This window comes from Elusimicrobiota bacterium (assembly GCA_016722575.1).
GTDB lineage: Bacteria > Elusimicrobiota > Elusimicrobia > FEN-1173 > FEN-1173 > JADKIY01.
This window is the reverse complement of sequence record JADKIY010000006.1, coordinates 422787-440929: the sequence shown is the minus strand read 5'-3', so window position 1 is coordinate 440929 and position 18143 is coordinate 422787. Positions and strand designations below refer to the sequence as shown.

At 63.3% G+C, this 18143-nt stretch carries 10 protein-coding genes; 1 reads left to right on the top strand and 9 read right to left on the bottom strand.

The genetic code is table 11. The features are described 5' to 3' along the window. Window positions 1-333 precede the first annotated feature (333 nt). The 9 genes from IPP68_11825 to IPP68_11785 all read right to left on the bottom strand — a co-directional run bounded on the left by IPP68_11825 (window position 334) and on the right by IPP68_11785 (window position 16278). On the bottom strand, window positions 334-6039 hold the full coding sequence (locus IPP68_11825; protein ID MBL0351042.1) for an alpha-2-macroglobulin: 5706 nt from the start codon (window positions 6037-6039) through the stop codon (window positions 334-336). A 183-nt stretch (window positions 6040-6222) separates the two neighbouring features. Then, on the bottom strand, window positions 6223-8430 hold the full coding sequence (locus tag IPP68_11820) for a T9SS type A sorting domain-containing protein (GenBank protein ID MBL0351041.1): 2208 nt from the start codon (window positions 8428-8430) through the stop codon (window positions 6223-6225). Between the two features lie 2 nt (window positions 8431-8432). Then, window positions 8433-9329: a hypothetical protein gene (locus IPP68_11815; GenBank protein MBL0351040.1), complete on the bottom strand. Its 897-nt coding sequence runs from the start codon at window positions 9327-9329 to the stop codon at window positions 8433-8435. 31 nt (window positions 9330-9360) lie between these two features. Next, on the bottom strand, window positions 9361-10734 hold the full coding sequence (locus IPP68_11810; GenBank protein ID MBL0351039.1) for a sigma-54-dependent Fis family transcriptional regulator: 1374 nt from the start codon (window positions 10732-10734) through the stop codon (window positions 9361-9363). Next, entirely contained in the window at window positions 10731-11825 is a 1095-nt protein-coding gene (locus IPP68_11805; GenBank protein ID MBL0351038.1) for a response regulator, read from the bottom strand. The genes IPP68_11810 and IPP68_11805 overlap by 4 nt, the downstream gene beginning before the upstream one ends. A 13-nt stretch (window positions 11826-11838) precedes the next feature. Next, window positions 11839-12522: a response regulator transcription factor gene (locus tag IPP68_11800; GenBank protein ID MBL0351037.1), complete on the bottom strand. Its 684-nt coding sequence runs from the start codon at window positions 12520-12522 to the stop codon at window positions 11839-11841. Window positions 12523-12560: 38 nt separating this feature from the next. After that, window positions 12561-13595, bottom strand: coding sequence for a response regulator (locus IPP68_11795; protein ID MBL0351036.1), 1035 nt, complete (start codon window positions 13593-13595; stop codon window positions 12561-12563). Window positions 13596-13598: 3 nt separating this feature from the next. Continuing rightward, entirely contained in the window at window positions 13599-15053 is a 1455-nt protein-coding gene (locus IPP68_11790) for a HAMP domain-containing histidine kinase (GenBank protein ID MBL0351035.1), read from the bottom strand. A gap of 76 nt (window positions 15054-15129) precedes the next feature. Further along, on the bottom strand, window positions 15130-16278 hold the full coding sequence (locus tag IPP68_11785) for an efflux RND transporter periplasmic adaptor subunit (protein ID MBL0351034.1): 1149 nt from the start codon (window positions 16276-16278) through the stop codon (window positions 15130-15132). 431 nt (window positions 16279-16709) lie between these two features. Between IPP68_11785 and IPP68_11780 the strand changes: the two genes are divergently transcribed. Next, entirely contained in the window at window positions 16710-18083 is a 1374-nt protein-coding gene (locus IPP68_11780) for a hypothetical protein (protein MBL0351033.1), read from the top strand. Window positions 18084-18143: the final 60 nt, after the last annotated feature.

Here is an 18143-nt window from a genome sequence, read left to right as displayed (position 1 = left end):
GGCCAGCACACTCCTACTAAGTTTAATCGTGTGTGCAGCCTTGGCTGATTTAGGCCAAGGACCCGCGTTTTGATACTCCAACCTCACACCGTGTCGAAAAAAACCATCTCGTTCGTCATTCCGGAATGATTTTGTCCGGAATCCAGAATTTTTCTCCGACGGTAATAATCCCCCCTGGATTCCGGCCAGAGGCATGCCGGAATGACGGGCAAGGGGGGAGGTCGGTGACTTGCTAATTTATGTGGCTGCGGAGATTCTAACAAAGAACTCGCAATTCCGATTTACGTCGGACATATGATAGGCCAATCGGCCCAAGCTGGCAAGACGGTTGCTTTAATCCTCGACGGTCATGCGCACTTCGTCGCTGTTGCCGCGGATCTCGGGGATGTACATGGCTTCGCCGATCGTGGGCAGGGCGTGGAACTCGCCGGGGGCTTCGGCGCGCAGGTCGTAGCTCAGCTCCCAGAGGCCCTGGGGCAGTTTGTCGATGAAGAGGGCCACCTTCCGGTCCCGCAGTTCCTGGTAAACCCAGGCGGTGCGGCCCGTGGGGACTTTCGTTTTGGGGTTGATCTCCCGGGCGTAGAGGGGCTGGCCGCTTTGAATCTGGACGGCCTCCAGGCCCGCGGGTTTCAAGTCCTCGATCATCAGGTATTCCTGGTCGGTCTTGCTTTCCAGGGTGAGGGTCGCCAAGACGCGCTCGCCGCTTTTCACCCGGCCTTTGTCGGCCAAAAGCTCCGGCTCGTATTGGATGCCCTTGAGCAATGTGGGCTTCCCTTTCCACCGGTCGTAGCGGCGGCGGACGAAGAGCTCGTTGCCGGCGGCGGCGATGGGTTCTTCCAGAGAGAAGAACGTGGCGTCGACCGAGAAATACACCGGGCGGCTCCCGCTTTTTTCCAATCGAATCTCGTTGGCCCCTTCCTTGAGCATGGACCGCTCCACCTTCCACACCGTGGGCTGGGACAGGCTCTTTTTGGCGTCGAAGCGGGCCTCGCCGACTTTCCGGCCGTTGACCAGAATGCGCACCGTCACGTCGCCCTCCAGCTCCTTGGACTTTTGCAAGTAGCTGGTCAAGGCCAGGATGGAGTACGCCGTGTCCCGGGTGTTGGACCACCGCCCGGCCCGGCGCTCCTTGACCAGCCAGTTGACCACGGGCTCGATGCGCTCGTTGGTCGGGTCGATCTCCAAGAGGGCCAAGAGGCCAAAGGCGGTGGATTCCCCCGCCCCGTCCCACCAGCGCCAATAGCCGGCGGCCTGGCCCCAGTGGGCGGTTTGCATCAGTTCCGCCGGGGCGTTCCCGGCCTTTTCCAAGACAGAGGTGTCGGGGCGGACATCGACCCGCAGGCCGTTCTCCAGGTTCTGGGCCAATATTTTGGCCCGCTCGTCGTTGCCGCGATGGGCGTAGGCCAGGGCCGTGAGCGCCCGGCCGAAAGAGCCGAGCTTCTCCCGTTTTTGCCAGAGGTTGTCCAGGGCGGTGTCCAGGGGCGGAAGGGCGGTTTTCTTTTTGCCCGTCAGGTCCATGGCCGCGGCCAGGGCCTGGACCATCCAAGCCTGAAGCTCCGGCGAGTTCTCCGCCTTGACCAGGTTGTTGGCCAAAAAGGTCTGGCCCTTCTCCACGACGCCGGTGCGGATGGAAATCCCCGCCCGTTCCGTCAAGGTGAGCCCCCAGACGGCGTAGGCCGTCATATAGAGGTCCGAGGTGCCTTCCTTCCACCAGCCCCAGCCCCCGTCGGAATGTTGGAAGTCGTAAAGCCGGTCCAACCCCGCGCGAACCACTTTGTTCAGTTCTCCCAGCCCGGGCGTGCGGCCCTGGGCGTCGGGTTTGGGTTCCTTGGCGCCGGGCTCCAGGCCGCCGAACATTTTGCCTTCGATGTCCGCGGGCGAGAGGCCCAGGTCCGTCAGGGCTTTCTTCACCACCACGGCGGGCAAAAAGCGGCTCAAAGTCTGCTCCGTGCAACCGTAGGGGTATTGGATCAAGTAGGGCAGAGCGTCCAACAGCGTCCCCGCCAAGCTGGGAGACAGGCGAACTTTGAAATCCGTCCCCTCTTCCCGGCGCGGCGGCAGGTCCAGGCGGATGGTGGCGTTGTCGCCCCGCACCTTGCCGGACTTGGAAAGGAATTTTTGAATGCCGTGGTCGTAGACCGGGTAGGTTTTCTCCATGGCGTCGGCGGCGCCGTCGGCCCAGGCCTTGGCCGTGACTTTCACGGGGCCCGGCTTGACCACCTTAAACCGTCGGTCCAGCCGCGCCTCGCCCCCGGTGGGCACGGTGAAGCGCTCCGCCCCCGAGGGGCCCGAGAGCCCGTCGCCCGCGGCCAGGGACACCTGCACGCTCATGTCCCGGTCCGTCACGTTGTTCACCAGGGCCGAGAGAGTCACCTCGTCCCCCACCACGAAAAACCGCGGCGCTTGCAGTCGCACCATGAGCGGCGCCCGCGTCCGCACCGAGGCCTTGGCCTCGCCCACCTGGGTCGCCGTGGTAAAAGCCCGGGCGTGCCCTTGCCAGGAGGTCAGCGTGTCCGGGAACTTCATGGACACCGTGGCCTCGCCGTCGGCCCCGGTTTGAAGGTCGGGTTGCCAGAAAGCCGTGGCCGAGAAATTCTGCCGCACCTGCACCGCGGGCTCCCCTCCGGGCGAGTCGGCATCTTTCTCCTGCTCCAATCCGCTTTTGGCCACGGAAGGCGCCGGGACGGCCTGCATCTCCGACTTTTCCTCCATCATTTCATCCCGGGCCATGCTCTTTTTCATTTTCATGCCGCCGAGGGCCATGCCGCCCGACCGCCGCGCCCGCATGGACCCGGAGAGCGCACTTCCCTTATCGTCCATGGAGCCTTCCGTTTCCCCGTTCGTCTCCCCCGTCGCCAACCGGAAGTTCCGCCACCCCAGGGTGGACCCGGACCGCACGCGGGCATACCTTTTTTGCCCGTAGAAAAACGGCCGCGGGTCCCCCGCGAGATCGGCTTGAATGGCGCTCACCGCTTCGTCGGACACGGCGAAGGACACGTCCGCCGGCACGGGCTTCCCCGCCCGGTCTTTGGTCGTCACGGTCCATTTCCCGGCCTCGCCGGGCTTGTGGTCCGCGTTGTCGGGCTTCACTTCCACGGTCAGAAACTTGTCCTCCGGCGGAACGACGACTTCCTTGTTCACTTCCGAAATTTCATAGTCCGACACCATGGTGGCCGAGAGGAAGAAGTTGGGAATGTGCTTTTCCCCCACCGGCACCTCCACCATCTTGACCGCCCCGTCCATGGAGAGGAGCTTCAGGCTTTCCAACCCCCCGGCCTCCACGCCGAAGAGCACGAAACGCCCCGTGGCCGGCGCCATCACCAGCACGCTCAAGGGCCCGCCGGCCTTCACGGTGTCTTTGTCCAACAAAATATCCAACCCGCCCGGCTGGTGGCCGATCACCGCTTGGTCCTTCGTGGCCACCCACAGGGTCGCCTGGGCAATGACGTTGGTGGGTTCGTCCGCCCCTTCCCACACCGCGCGGTAATAGCCCACCCCCGGAGCGGCAAAGGTCAAGGCCCCTTCGCCCGCCTCGTTGGTGTCCAGGCTTTGCTTCAACACCTCTTCGCTTTCGTAGCCGCGCCGTAGGCACCGGGCCCGGTCCTTGGCGAAATCCGTGGGGTAGGCGGTTCCCGCTTCCCAGCGGCGGGTCTTTCCGTCAACGCCTTCCCAGACCTCCACCCAACGGTCGCGGATGACCCGCAGGCGCCCCTCCGCCCGAACGGGGCGGTCGTTCACGTCGCGCGTCACCAGGTTCAAGGTCACCCGGTCCTGGGGCCGGTAAATCACGTGGTCCGTGGTCAAATTCGCCGCGTAGCGCTGGGACGACACGCGCACCGCGCCGGAACCCACCACTTCCCGTCGGGAGGCGTCCCGCACCCGGGCTTCGATGCGGTATTGCAAATCCCCGCCGTCGCCTTCCTCGGTCTCCACCCGGACCACCGCGCGCCCCTCGGCGTCGGTTTTCAAGGTTTGCCGCAACATTTCGGAGCCGCCGCCGTAGTTGTTCCAGGGGTTTTCGTCCTCGAAAAACCAGGGGTAGCGCCGGTCCCGGGGAAAATACCGGTAATAGGGCGATTGCGTGACGACGATTTCAACATCGGCGTTGGCCACCGCGCCGCCGAAGTAATATTCCACGTTGACGGTGGCTTCCAGCGTGTCGCCGGGGCGGTACAGCCGGGGTTTTCCCCCGTCTTCGGCGGGTTCCACCGCCACTTTAAATTCCGGCAGTTTGTACTCCTCCAGGCGGAAGAGGGACGCCGAACCGATCGTGTCGTTGTTGGCCGTCAGAAATTGGATTTGATACATGCCGAGCGGCGTGTCCGCCGAGAGCGCCACCTCGCCCCAGAGCGCGCCGAAGGCGTTCAAAGCCCCCGAGCCCTCTTTAAGCACCGTCCCCCGGGGATCGGTGAGGCGGTATTTGATCGTGTCGCGCCCCGGCAGTTCGTACCCCCCGCCCCGGGTGCGGCGAACCACGGCTTTCCACTTGACGGTGTCCTCGGGCCGGTAGGCCGGACGGTCCGTGTGCACGTAAACGCGCCAGCCCGCGGCGTCCGATTCCGCCGGTTGGGCGCTCGTCACCGCCACGGCCACGCGCTCGCCCTTTTTGACCGCCACAAAGGTTTCCCGCCCGCCGCTCCCCGTCACGTCGAAAGTGGCCAACCCGTCCGCGCCGGTCCGGCCGTCTTTCCGGTGCCACTCGTATTCCGATTTGCTCGAATTGTATTGCCGCTCCCAAAAGGCCACGACGGCCTCGGCCAGGGGCGCGCCCGAACGGGCGTCCGCCGCGAACACCGCGACCTTGCCGGGGTAGGCCCGGGTCAACGCCAAGGCGTCGGTCACCAAAATGATTTCCCGATGGGTCAGCTTGCCGCTGGTGGCGGTCAAGAGGTAGGCGCCCGCGGGCAGGGGCTCCTCCATGGTCACGGTTTCGTTGCCGGGGGCGTGCTCCGGGGCGGTGAAGGCCTTCTCCCACTGGCGCACGGTTTTGCCGCCTTTCCGCAACCCGTCGACCCAATTGGACGGCGAGTCGTCGGATTTGGGGGCGAAATCGGCCAGGGGGTCCATTTTTTCCAGCCGGAATTTGACGTCGGTCACGTTGCGCCAGGAAATTTGGTAGGTCGGCTTGCCGTTGGGCAAAAACATGTTCCCGACGCTCACGGACAGTTCGGGCTCCGTGATGTTTTTGGCGCTCTCCTGGGCCTGGTCCCAATAGCGGCTTTCGGATTTCTTGAATTCCTTCGTGAGCCGTTGGTAGAGAGCCAGGGCCTTGACGTAATCCGGCTCCTCCTCCCAGCGGCCGTCCCGGCGCACGCGGCGCCCGCCGTTTTCGTAGGTTTGGGCCAGAGCGAAGAGCGCGTCGTCGTAATAGGCCGTCTTGGCGGCGGCCAGGGATTTTTCAAAGGCGTCGATCACCAGGGCGGACCGCCCCCCCTGCTGCCGAAGGGACAGGGCCAGCAAATACTGGGCCCGGGCCCGGTCCTCGGGCGTGACCGCCAGGCGCGCCACGTTCCGCGCCACGGCCACGGGCAGCCAGTTGCCGTAATAGCCGTAGGTGTAGTATTCCGGCACCGACGGGGGCTCCATCGCCTTCCAGGCCAGGCGCAGATACTCCCGGCGAGCCGTTTCCAGGTCCGTCGAACCCGCCCAAAGCTCACAGGCCTTCTGGTAAAAATTCCAACCCATGTACCAGTTGCGGGAATTGACCGGCTCCCAATAGGAATCCCCCAGGCTTTCGTTGATCCAGGCGCGGGTGGCCTCGGGCCAGTCGGCGGAGGCCTTGTCGTTTAAAAGCGCTTGAAGGGTTTCCCGGGATTGCTGAACCCGCTGGTTGTCCGGCGTCCCGCCGGAGGACTCCTCCCGCCAGGCCGTGTCGGCCCGGCGGAAGGCCACCCAGATTTTTTCCGATGGGGACAGGGAAAGGTCCGCGGCCTGTTCGTAGAGCTCGTGGGACTGACGGAAGGATTTTTCCTCGTAAAATTTTTCGGCCCGGGCGCGAAGATCGGCGTAACCGGCGGCGGCGGAATCTTTAGGCGACATGGAAGCGACCCCCAATAAGAGTATGGATAGGACAAAGCGGGATGATTTCATCATAACCCTCCGACACCGTAAAAAGGATTTTGTTCCCGGGAAAATGGGGCTTGGATGGCACCTTGAAAGTATAGTGGAAGGACGGCCGGCGCGCCACACCCCGCCGGTCCCCAGCGCCCGTCAGGGGATGGGCTAGCGGAGGACGAGGATTTTGATGACGACGTCTTCCCCGCCGGCGGCGATTTTGCAGAAATAGACGCCGTTCGCCACGTCGGCCGTGGACCAGTCGTAGGCGTTGCGCCCCGAGGCGCCTTCCAGCGAAGCGTGGTGGATCTCCTCGTGGGCGGCGTTGAAAATCCGCAGGGTCACGCCCGCCGACTGGGAAAGGAAAAACCGAACGGTGGTGTTCCCCGTCCGGGCGGGGTTGGGGTAGTTGTAGACCTCCTCCGGCGGGAGGAGCCGTCCGGCGGATTTTTGCAGGGCCGAGCGGGCCGTCAAAATCAAAGGGGAGTCCGTGGCGGGCAGGGTGAACTCGCCGCCGCTGTCCAAGGTTTGAAAGGTGCCCTCCACCGGATCGATCAAAACGGGGTCTTTTAAAACCGGCAGGGACACCCGCACGCTTCGCGGGGCGAAGGAGTCCGCCGGGGGCGTGGCGATCCAATAGGCCACCAGGGGCACCCGGCCCTGGGTGAGATACGCCGCGGACTGAAAGCTCTGCCACTCCGCCGTTGACAAATTGACGTTGGCAAAGGTCGGCCGGTAGCTCGTCGCCGCCCCCACCCGGTCGTCCAACACGGAGGCCAGGGAAGACAGGGCGGTGAAGGATTTTTTGCGGGCCAGGTCCCCCCGCCGCACCAGGCGGATTTCGCTCAGGGACCCCGAATTGATTTGCACCTTTAAGGTGGCCGTGCCCGACAGGGTGAAGAAGGCCGGGTGGTAGGGAAGTTCCTGGTTGGGGACCAGGCCGACGTTAATTAGAGGAGAGTAGTAATACTTGGACAGATCGCTTTGGCCCTGAAGACCGGCGGCCAGGCCGCTGAAAGCGCCATAGACGTAGGACAGGTCGCCCGACGAAGTTCCCGAACTGCCGTTCACGGCGGCGTTCAGGTAGCCGTAGGTGGAGGCGTCGGGGCCCTTGAGGCGAAACCAGAAAAAATAATCCCCGGGGGTGGGAACGGCAACGGAATACTGGGCGTAGTTGTCGGCGTTGGTGGCGGTCAGGGTGGAGCCCGCGAAGGCGATGTTTAACGTGGCGCTCGTGGACGTGGTGGGGACGACCAGGGAGGTCGTCGGGTCCAGGACCAGGGGGGCGAAAGTGGCGAACTGCCCGAGGGCCATATAGGAGGGCGCGGTGTAGCTCTCCACCCAGGGTTGGCCCGTCGGCGTGTAGGCGTTGGTCAACAGGTTTTGGTCCAGGGCCCGAAACCAGGAGGAGCGCTCGATGCCCAGGGCGCGGTTCAACAGGAAATACCGGCAGAGGTTTTTGGCCTGCTTCGTTTCCGTTCCCGGAAAAAGTCCCGAGGCTTCGTTTTGGGAAGCGTAGCCCGCCTCGGTGCTCCAGATTTTTACTTTCGACAATCCGAGACCCGCCAGGAGAGCGCGCATCACGGCGATTTCTTCGGTGTAGGACGCCGCGCCCACGTTGGTAAAAGCGGCGTTGGGTTTAAGGAAGGGATAGAGGGCGACGAAATCGTCCTGGGACTGCTCCGGATATTGGCGGTAGGGGTGAAGGCCCACGGCGTCGATGTCGCCCCCCACCACGGGCAAGACCGCGGTCAAAAACGCTTTGTCCACCAGGGCCGTGCCGCCCAAAATGATGGTGGCCCCGGGCTGAAGGGACTTCACTTTTTGGATGGTCACCTGGGCCAGGGCCGCGTAATTCGCCGGGTTGGGCGCGGGCTGCCAGTCCAGGTTGGGCTCGTTCCAAATTTCCCAACAGGACACGTCGCCCCGGTAGCGTCGCACCGTGGCGTCCACGAAATTCAGCCAGGGCGGAAGGGCGCCGTTGCCGCTGGTGGGCGAATTTCCCCCGGCGTAAAAGGGGCTCCCCCCTCCCGCGCCGCCGTGGCTTCCGCCGTTCAACGTCATAAAAATCTTAAAGCCGTGGGACTTCAACCGGTTCATCAGGTTGTCCAGGCCCTGGTAAGTGTAGACGCCGGTGCTCCGCTCCACGAAGTCCCAGTTGGCCATGACCCGGGCCCACTTGGTTCCGCTTTGGGCCACGGCTCCCGCCACCTCGTCGGTCAAGGAGGCGTTCAAGGGGTCGTGCAGAAAGGTTTCGAAATCGACGGACAGGGGGCTGTCCGACACCTCCGCGTTGCCCCGGGAGGGAAGGCTTTCCGCCGCCCGGAGGGAGGCGGCGGCGAAAAGGGCGGCGATAAACAAAAGTCGTTTGGCCATGGTTAAAATTGAGCGCTCAGGCCGATCAAGTGGGCGTCGTTCAGCCCCTCGGCTTTAAACTCCAGACCGTAGTCCAACCGCAGGCGGATTTTGGCCAGGGCCGGCACCGACAAGCCGAACCCCAGGGTCGGGTGGTCGTGGTTGAAGCCCGCCCGGACCGCGATGTCCTTGTAGCGGCCTTCGAGGCCCCCGTGAACCCGCAGGGATTGGCCGTCCCCGCCCTCCAGGTCCAGGGCCGACAACAACCACGGATAAATTTGATACCCCGCCCCCGCCCGGAGGGTCGTTAGAAGATCGTCTTTTTTCCCCGTGGACCAGCGGAACTGCCCCAGGACGTTTTGCAAAGAGACGCCCAGGGCGAGGCGGTCGAATTTCCGCGCGGCGCCCAGGTCCAGGGCGGTGCCGCTCGCCCGGTCGGAAAGGCCCGAAAAGGATTGCGACAGGTATTTGATCGCCGCCCCGACGGAGTACCGCCCCCAGTTTTGTCCGTAGGCCAGGGACACCGCCGTCGCCCGGCTGGAGGCGCGGCTCGAAATATCGAATTCCTGCTGGCGCAACAGGATGTCCCCCACGGAATAGAACTGCGCCCCCAGTCCCCACACGCCCCGCCCGGCGGGGGCGACGGCCGACAGGGAACCGTACGTCTGGTCGAACTCCTGGGAGGAGAACAAGGTGGACACTTCGCGCGCGCTCGTCCCCGCCAGGGCCGCGGGGTTATCGTAGATCGCGTCGGCCCCTCGGGCCACGGCCGTTTGGGCGTTCCCCATGGCGAGCGGACGGGCGCCGGGCGCCGCCCGGAAAAAACCGGCCGACCCCCCGGCCCGGGGGTTGTTGCCGGCGAACGCGGTGGGGAAAGAGAAGAGAAGTCCGGCGATGGAACCGACAAGAATTTTTTTCATGGGGAAGGTCGACCCCGGGGGAAACCCCGGCTTACGTCAACCCGAAATCTTTCAGCTTCGCTTCCAGCGTGGCGTCGTCCAGGCCCAGAGCCCGGGCGGCGGCGGCCCGGTCGCCGCGGCAATGCTCCAGGGTTTTGGCGATGTGGTCCCGCTCCACCCGTCGGATGACGTCGTTCAACACGCCGCTCTCCCCGGAGGAGAAGGAACGGGGCCGGGCGTTTTGCACGCTCACGGGCAAATGGTCCGGCCGGATCACGTCGTCGGCCAGGAGCGACGCGCTCCGCAGGGCGTTTTGAAGCTCCCGGATGTTCCCCGGCCAGGGGTAGGACCGGAGCAGTTGAAGGGATTCCGGAGCCACCGAGAGCTTGGCCTTCCCCAACTGCCGTCGGAAATTTTCCAGGAGGGTGGACAGCAGGCCCTCCAGGTCCGCCGCGCCCCGGGAACGCAGGGGCGGCATGTCCACCACAAAAACTTTCAAACGATGGTAGAGGTCCTCCCGAAAGGTGCCGTTTTTGACCGCCGCTTCGAGGTCCACGTTGGTGGCGGCCACCACCCGCACGTTCAGGGCCACGGGGCCCCGGCGGCTTCCCAACCGCTCCACCGAGGGGTTTTGCAAAAAGCGCAAGAGCTTCACCTGGACCGCCAGGGGCAGATTGCCGATTTCGTCCAGGAACACCGTTCCGCCGTCGGCCTGCTCGAACTTGCCGGCCCGGGGCGCGTCGGCCCCGGTGAAGGCGCCTTTTTCGTGCCCGAAGAGTTCGCTTTCGATCAGGGATTCCGGAAGCGCGGCGCAGTCCACCACCACAAAGGGTTTTGACGCCCGGCTCGACAGGCGGTGGATTTGCCGGGCCGCCACTTCTTTTCCCGTGCCGCTTTCCCCCAGCACCAAGACCGGAATGTCCGTCGGGGAGACTTTTTCCACCAGGGACATCACCCGCGTCATCTCCGGGCCCCGGGCCACGATTTCCTCCGTGGGGAGGGTTTCGGGACGGCCCGCCGCTTTGACCGCCGGCGTCCGGCGGGTCACCTCGCCCAACTCCAGGGCCTGGTGCACGACGGATTTCAGCCGCTCCGCGTCCAGGGGCTTGATCAAATAGTCCAGGGCGCCCAGCTTCATGGTTTCCACGGCGGAGTGCACCGTCTGGTAGGCCGTCATGATGATGACGGTCAAGTCGGGGTGGGTTTCCCGCAGTCGCCGGAGGGTTTCGATGCCGTCCATGCCGGGCATTTGCAAATCCAGGAACACCAGTTCCGGCTCCTGCTTTTTGAGAGCCCGCAGGCCCTCCGCCCCGTTGGCGGCGGAGATCACCTCGTAGCCCGCGTCGCCCAAAATTCGATGAAAGATCATTCCCACCGAGGGCTCGTCGTCCACCACCAAGACCCGGGGGCCCGAGGGCTTTTTCACGGCCGCCCCTCCCGCCGCAGGGGCAGGCGAATCTCGAACGTGGTTTCCGGAAGGTCCAGCAGGACCAAGGTTCCGCCGTGGCTTTCCACCACCCGTCGTGAAATGGCCAGGCCGAGCCCCGTGCCCCGCTCCTTGGTCGTGAAAAAAGGTTCGAAGAGCCGCGGTCGGATGTCCGTCGGGATCGGCGCCCCCGTGTTTCCCACCTGGATCGCCGCGTCCTCCCCTTCCACCCGGGCCCGCACCGTGAGCGTCCCCGGGCCGCCCATGGCCTCCACGGCGTTGTCGATCAGGTAGCCCAGCACTTCCGACACCAGTTCCTTGTCCAGGGGCACGGGCGGAAGCTCCGCGTCCAGGGCCCGCGTCACCGTCACGCCGCTCATTCGGACGCCGGAGTCCGCCGCCGCCAGGACCTCCTCCACCAAGGCGCCGAGGTTCTCGGGCCGGAACCGGGGCTCGTAGGTTCGGGAAAAACGGATGAAGTCGTGGGTCATGCGCTCCAGGGCCTTGCCCTTGTCCTCGATGGCCATCACCACTTCCCGGCGTTCGTCCTGGTCGGAAAAACGGGCCTTGAGATACTGGGCGCACATTAAAATCACGTTCAAAGGATTGCGCATCCGGTGGGCCAGCCAGCCCGACACCGAGCCCAGGGCGGCCAGTTTTTCTTTTTCGATCAGCTGGTCCTGGACGCGGCGGAGTTCCATGGCCAGCCGCTGCTTTTCCAGGCAGCGGCCCACCGTGGCCAGGAGCGCGTCCCGGGTGAAGGGCTTGGTGATGTAGTCGTAGGCCCCGTGGCGCAGGGCTTCCAAGGCCGACTGCAGGCCGCCGAAGGCCGTCATGAGGATGATTTCCACCTGGGGGAATTTGACCTTGGCGGTTTTAAGGAAGGTGAGCCCGTCCATGACGGGCATGTTGATGTCGGTCAAAACGAGGTGGAAGGGGTGCGCCGCCAGGAGCTCCATGGCCGCGGCGCCGTTGTCCACGGCGTCCACGGCGTAGCCGCTGTCGGCCAACAGGTCGCCGCACAGTTCCCGGAAGCCCGCCTCGTCGTCCACCACCAGGATGCGGGGCGGAATCGCGGGGCGAAGTTCCATGGCGGCGGGCCGGTCAACCGTCGAAGCGGTAGCCAAACCCAAGCACGGTTTTGATTTTGTCGCCGTGGTTGCCGAGTTTTTTGCGCAGGTGGCGGATGTGGACGTCGATGGTCCCGGTGTTGCCGGGGGCGTCGTAGCCCCAGACCGTGCTCAACAAATGCTGGCGGCTGAGGGCCTTTTTGCGGGACCGGATGATCGTGGTGAGAAGGTCGAATTCCTTGGGCGTGAGGGCCAACGTCCGGCTTTTGACGCGCACCAGATGCTTGTCCAAATCCAACACGAGGTCGCCGGACTCCAGCACCTTGGCCTGGGGTTCGGCCCGGTCGAAGCGGCGCAGGAGCGCCTTGATGCGGGCCAACAGCTCCCGCTGGCTGAAGGGCTTCGTCATGTAATCGTCGGCGCCCATTTCCAGGCCCATGACCTTGTCCATTTCCTTGTCCTGGACGGTGAGCATGAGCACCGGCACGTGCTTGCCCTGCTCGTCCTGGCGGATCTGGCGGCAGAACTCCAGGCCGCCGATGGTGGGCAGCCAGACGTCCAGCACGATCAAATCGGGCGATCCGTCGTAGAGTTTCTTAAAGGCTTGATCGGTGTTGTTGGCGATGAGGGTCTGGTAGCCGTGCTCTTCCAAAATGTCCGACGTCAATTGGCAGAGCTGGATGTCATCGTCCACGACCAAAATGCGTTTGCTCGACATGGAAACCTGTCCTTTTTACGGTGTCACGGGTTGAAAATTCAGCCGGCGGCCGCCGCGGGCGGGGGCACGATGCCCACGGGGCCTTCCAAAACGTCCGCGGTGTTGCGACGCCGGTCCAGCACGTAGGCGCTTTTGCCGAAAGACTTGGCGAAGCTCTTCAATTCGCTGGCCATGGAGCTGATTTCGCCGGGGTGGGTGAAGCGCTTGTCCCCGTTGGAAACGATCACCAGCGCCATTCCGATAAACGGGTATTGGAGGGGTTGGCCCTGCCGGTTTTTCCCCAAAATGAACCCCCGCTGGCGGTCTTCCTCGTCGTAGAGGTTCGGCACCTGGCTGTCGAATTTTGAAATGATTTCCTTGCAGGTGTCCTCCGCCTGGTCGGCCGGAAGGACGATGATGAAATCATCGCCGCCCACGTGGCCGATGAACCAGGAACCGACCATGCCGGAAGAAAGGGACGCGCCCTTTTCCGCGCTCAACACGAGGCACTGGGCGGCCAATTTGATGGCCTGATCCCCCCGCAAAAAACCGTAGCGGTCGTTGAAGGCTTTAAAATTGTTCAAGTCGGCGTAGATGACGGCGAAGGGATTCTGCTGGTGGAGCTGCCGCTCGATTTCCTGAATGATGCTGGTGTTCCCCGGCAGGTGGGTCAGGGGGTTGGCGTCCAGCTCGCGGATGTTCCGGCTGATGGCGTTGTTGAGCCGGGCCAGGAGGCGCTCGGTGTCGATGGGCTTGGTGAGGTAGTCGTCGGCCCCGGCTTTGAGGCCGGCGATTTCGTTCCGCTGGTCCGCCAGGGCGGTCAACATGACGATGGGCACGGTGCGCAGCGTGCTGGTGCGCCGCATGCTCCGGCACAGGGAATAGCCGTCGATGTCGGGCAAATCCACGTCCAAAATGATGGCGTCGGGCGGGTTCTCCAGGGCGGTCCGCATGGCGGTTTTGCCCGTGTAGCACATGGAGACTTCGAAGCCGCTCTCTTCCAGAAAATCCTTGAGGAAAATGGGCAGGTTGGCCTCGTCGTCGATGACGAGGATGCGCGGTTTTCGAGCGGGCCCGTTCTCAAGCTCGGCCAATGATCAACCCCCCCGGGAAAAAATGTTCGCTTGAACCGACGACTCCGTCGCCGCCTTGGGCAGGGTGAACTTGAAGGAACTCCCCTGCCCCACTTCGCTTTCCACCCAAATTTTTCCGCCGTGGGCTTCCACGATGCCCTTGGCGATGGCCAGGCCCAGGCCGGTGCCCTTGGGGCCGCCCATTTTCTCGCGCGTGCCCGGCACCTGCTTGAAACGCTCGAACAGCTGGCTGACGTAGTCCTTGGGAATGCCGATGCCGGTGTCGGTCACGGCCACGACGATCGTGTCGCCGGAATCCTCGGCCGACACGGTGATGCGCCCGCCCTCGGGGGTGAACTTGTAGGCGTTCGAGATCAGGTTGGTGATCACCTGCTTCATCTTTTCCTCGTCCAGGGCCAAAATGGGAAGCTCCGACGGCACCGAGACCGTTCCGGTGATCTTCTTTTTCTCGAAGAGCGGCGCGAAGAGCCCCACGATTTCCTCGATGGATTTGCCCAGGTGCACGTTGGTCTTTCGAATGTCGACCCGCCCGGCTTTGATCTTGGCCAAATCCAAAATGTCGTTGATGAAGCCCGTGAGGCGCGTCGTGCTCTCTTGAATGATCCCGAAGGCCTTGGTGCGCTTCTCCACGGGGATCTGCTCCAGGGGCTTTCGGGTCATGAGCTCCACGTAGCCCGAAATGGCGGCCAGGGGCGAGCGCAGTTCGTGGGACACCGAGGACACGAAGTCGTCCTTCAACTGGTCGAGCTCCTTGAGCTTCACGGCCATGATGTTGAACTCGTCCGCCAAAAAGCCGAGCTCGTCTTTCCGGTTCACGTTGATGTGCGTGTCCAAATTGCCGTCGCCGATGGCCTTGGCGCCGTCGGCCAGCTGGCGGATGGGGTAGACCAACTGGCCCGACAACCAGAACGCGGCGAGGATCGCCAACAACAGGGCGCCGGCGGCCACGACGAACACGATCTGCTGCACCCGGTTGACCTTTTCGGCAACGGAGGCGTCGACGTATTTTTCATAAAAGCCCAACCGGGCGACCCCGTAGGATTCGCCGCGGACCACGATCTCGGCCGACATCTCCAGGATCACGTCGCCGCCCGGGGTGTTGACGTTGCGTCGGTCCGGCCCCAGGCGCGCGGCCATGGCGAGGTCCGAATAAATTTGAAGGAAGCGGGCGTTCTCGCCCAGGGTCCGCTGCAGGGGCACGTTGGTGAAGGCGGCGTAGGCCAGGCCGGGGACCGACTTTTCCAAGCTTTTGCTGAAATTCGAGGCGATGACGGGGTCGGAGGACTCGATGGATTCCTCGCACACCCGCTGAAAACTGCCCAACAGGGTCCTTTGGCTGGAGGCGCTGTCCACCACGAACAGGTTCCGAAGGAAAAACAGGGTGGACAAACTGATGCCGCCCACCAGGGACGCGATGATGAGAACGGTGAAAAGGCTAAGCCGGGCGCGGAGTTTCATAGAAGGGTACCCATCACTAATATGTATGCGACGAACGGGCCAAAATCAAGGGCTTTGTGGGCCCCCGGGCCGGGGATTACTTCTGCGTTTCGATGATCTTGACGGGAGAACCCGCCTTCAGGTCCTGGGGTTTCTGGGTGACCACCAATTCCCCCGCCTCCAACCCTTTGTTGATGAGGGAGAACTGGCTGGACACGTAACCGACCTCCACGTCGCGGGCGTCGGCTTTGTTGTCCTTGGTGACCACGTAGACCCGTTGGCCCGTGGGGGTTTTTTCAAGCGAATCGTTGGGGACGAACAGGGCGTTGTCCTGCTCAAAAATCGTGATGCGGGCCCGGGCGAACATGCCGGGCAGGAGCAACCCGCCTTCGTTTTCCAGCCGGGCCTCGACGCCCAGCGTCCGGCTGCCCTGGGTGACCATGGGGTTGATGTTTTCCACCCGGCCGGTGAATTCCACGTTGGGGTAGGTGTCGACGGTCAAAACGACTTTTTGGCCCGGGAAAATCCGGTCGATTTCCTTTTCGATGACGCCGATGGACACCAGCACGGTTTCGATGTTGACCAGGGTCGCCACTTTCTTGGCGGGGGTGACGAATTCCCCCACTTCGGCGTCCTTGTCCCCCAAAATGCCGTCCCGGGGGGACCGAAGAACGGTCTTTTCCAGTTCCAAGGCCGCCAGGTCCGAGGAGACCCGGGCCTCTTCCAATTTGTTCAAGGAGACGCCGCCGATGGCGTAGAGCTTTTCCATCTGCTCCAATTCCAACCGGGCCTTCTTGAGCTTCAAATAGGCGTCCCGCTGGCTGAGCCGGGCGATGATGTCGCCCTTGCGGACTTTGTCGCCCTGGCGGAACTCAAAGAGGTCGATGCCGCCCTCGACTTCGAAGCGAAGGGGGATTTCCGACCCGCCCTTGATGGAGCCCACGGCGATCATCATGTCCTGAAAATGGTCGGGTTTCATTTCCAACACGTTGACGGCGATGGTGCCGCTGCCGGTGTTTTGGGCGGGACCGGCGGCGGGTTTGCCGCCCATGAGCTTCAGGACCCCCCACATGAGGAAGCCGATGACGAGGAAGGCCCCGGCCATGGCGACGAACTTGTGTTTTTTAACGAAATCGGCGCCCTTCTTTTTGGCGGCCCCGGCGTGGGCGGCCGGCTTGGCGGCGGGGGCCGGCGTCGGCTTCGCCGCTCCGGCTTCGGGGGTATGGGAATGCGGTTTATCGGTCAATGAAAATCATCCTGGTGTAAATGAGTTGCGACAGTTATACCAAATCCGGCCGCGGAACGTAAATCCGTTTTCCGCTTTGCCGCTCCGGCCGGGGTTTTCACTGTGACTTATATATGTATAGCCCCGATGCCGCCCGGCTTTCAAGGATTAATTTAAAAGAAAACCCTTGCAATATTTGACAGCGCCAATACAATTTAATAGAAATAAGCCCGTGTGGTTGGGTCCCCTGCTTGAAAGCCGAGTCTTTGGCCGCTCTCACCGAAGGCGGTCGACGGTCGGTTTTTGCATAGGGGGTCAGGAAGCTCCGCCGTCCAAGGCCGGCTCCCTGTCCCCTTACGGTGGGGACCCCACCGTGATTCGGTGAACATGAGTTGTTCGGACGCGCGCTGACGCGCGGCCGGATTCTCTCCAACGAAGGAGGCAACACACAAATGAGAAACTGGACAGTGGCACTCGCTGCGTTGGCGCTCGCCGGATCCCCGGCGTTCGCTGCCGACGCGCTGGGTCTTAAGAACATCTCCACCGACGGCTCCATCGAAGTGTTGGGCGTGTCGGCCAGCAACGAAGCGGACTCCTCGGATCCCGCCAACGACCATCGCGGCAACACCGTCACCCGCGTTCGCGTGGGTCTCTCGGCCGAAGTGACCGACGACGTCAAAGCCCGCGTGGAAGTCGTGCGCAACCCGTCGACCACCGGTGCCGCCCAATACGGCTCCGCCGCCGTTCCGACGAATCTCAACACCGAACAGTCCGCCTTCGTCATCCAGAACTCCTATTTGGATCTGGCGAACTTCTTCTCCCTGGACAGCGTTCGTCTCGGCCGCCAATACGTCGGCCGCGCCAACGACTCCATCGTTTACTTCGGTCCCGTGAACGATGACAGCCTGAGCGTCAACGCCTTGGACGCCTTGGCGGTTTCGAAGAAAGTCGGTCCCGTCACCTTGCTCGGCGTCACCGGCAAAGTCTTCGACAACGACGCCGTGGGCTCCACGGACGCGGGCGAAGCGGCTCCCGGCGACACCAACGCCACCTGGATCACCGCCTCCTCCGACGAGCTCTTGAAGCTCCCGAACCTCAAAGTGCCCCTGGAAATCGGCTACTACAGCCGCACCCAGGCCAACACCTTTGCGACCAGCGACAACGACAACCTCACCGTGATCGACCTCCGCGCCGGTGTGGCTTGCCCCAAGGACACCTTCCACGCCAACTTGGAATACGCGATCAACGGCGGCCAGCTGAACGCGGGCGCCTCCAAGAAAAAGCACAAAGGCTCCCTCATGATCCTGTCGGCCGACTGGAACGGCGGCAAAGACAACGCCTTCGGCGTTCACGCCGACTTGGTCAACGCCTCCGGTGACAACAACGCGGACAACAGCGACAAGGCCTTCCGCGCCATCAGCAGCGACTACCGTTACGGCGAAATTCTGACCAACGACAACACCTTCGCCGCCTCGCACCCCGGCGTTGGCGCTGGGTTGGACTCCGGTCTTGAAGGCGCCGGCTTCAACATCATTAAGTTGGGCGGGCACTACGTCCTCCCGGTGATGGACAACAAAGTCAGCCTCCACGCCGATTACATCATGGCGAAGACCTCCAAAGCCCTCCCCGTCGGTGGCGGCACCAGCAAAAAGATCGGCAACGAAATCGACCTCGCCGTCAAATACAAACACAGCGACACCGTGATGGCGAAATTGGGTTACGCGATGCTCTCCCCGGACGATCTGGTGACCGGCGGCGGCTCGGCCCAGGACGACTCGGTTTCGAAAGCCTTCGCGAAACTGCTGGTCAAATGGGGCAGCAACTAATTAGACTCTGAATCATCTTTAAAGAAAACCCCCGTCCCGGGAATCCCGGGGCGGGGGTTT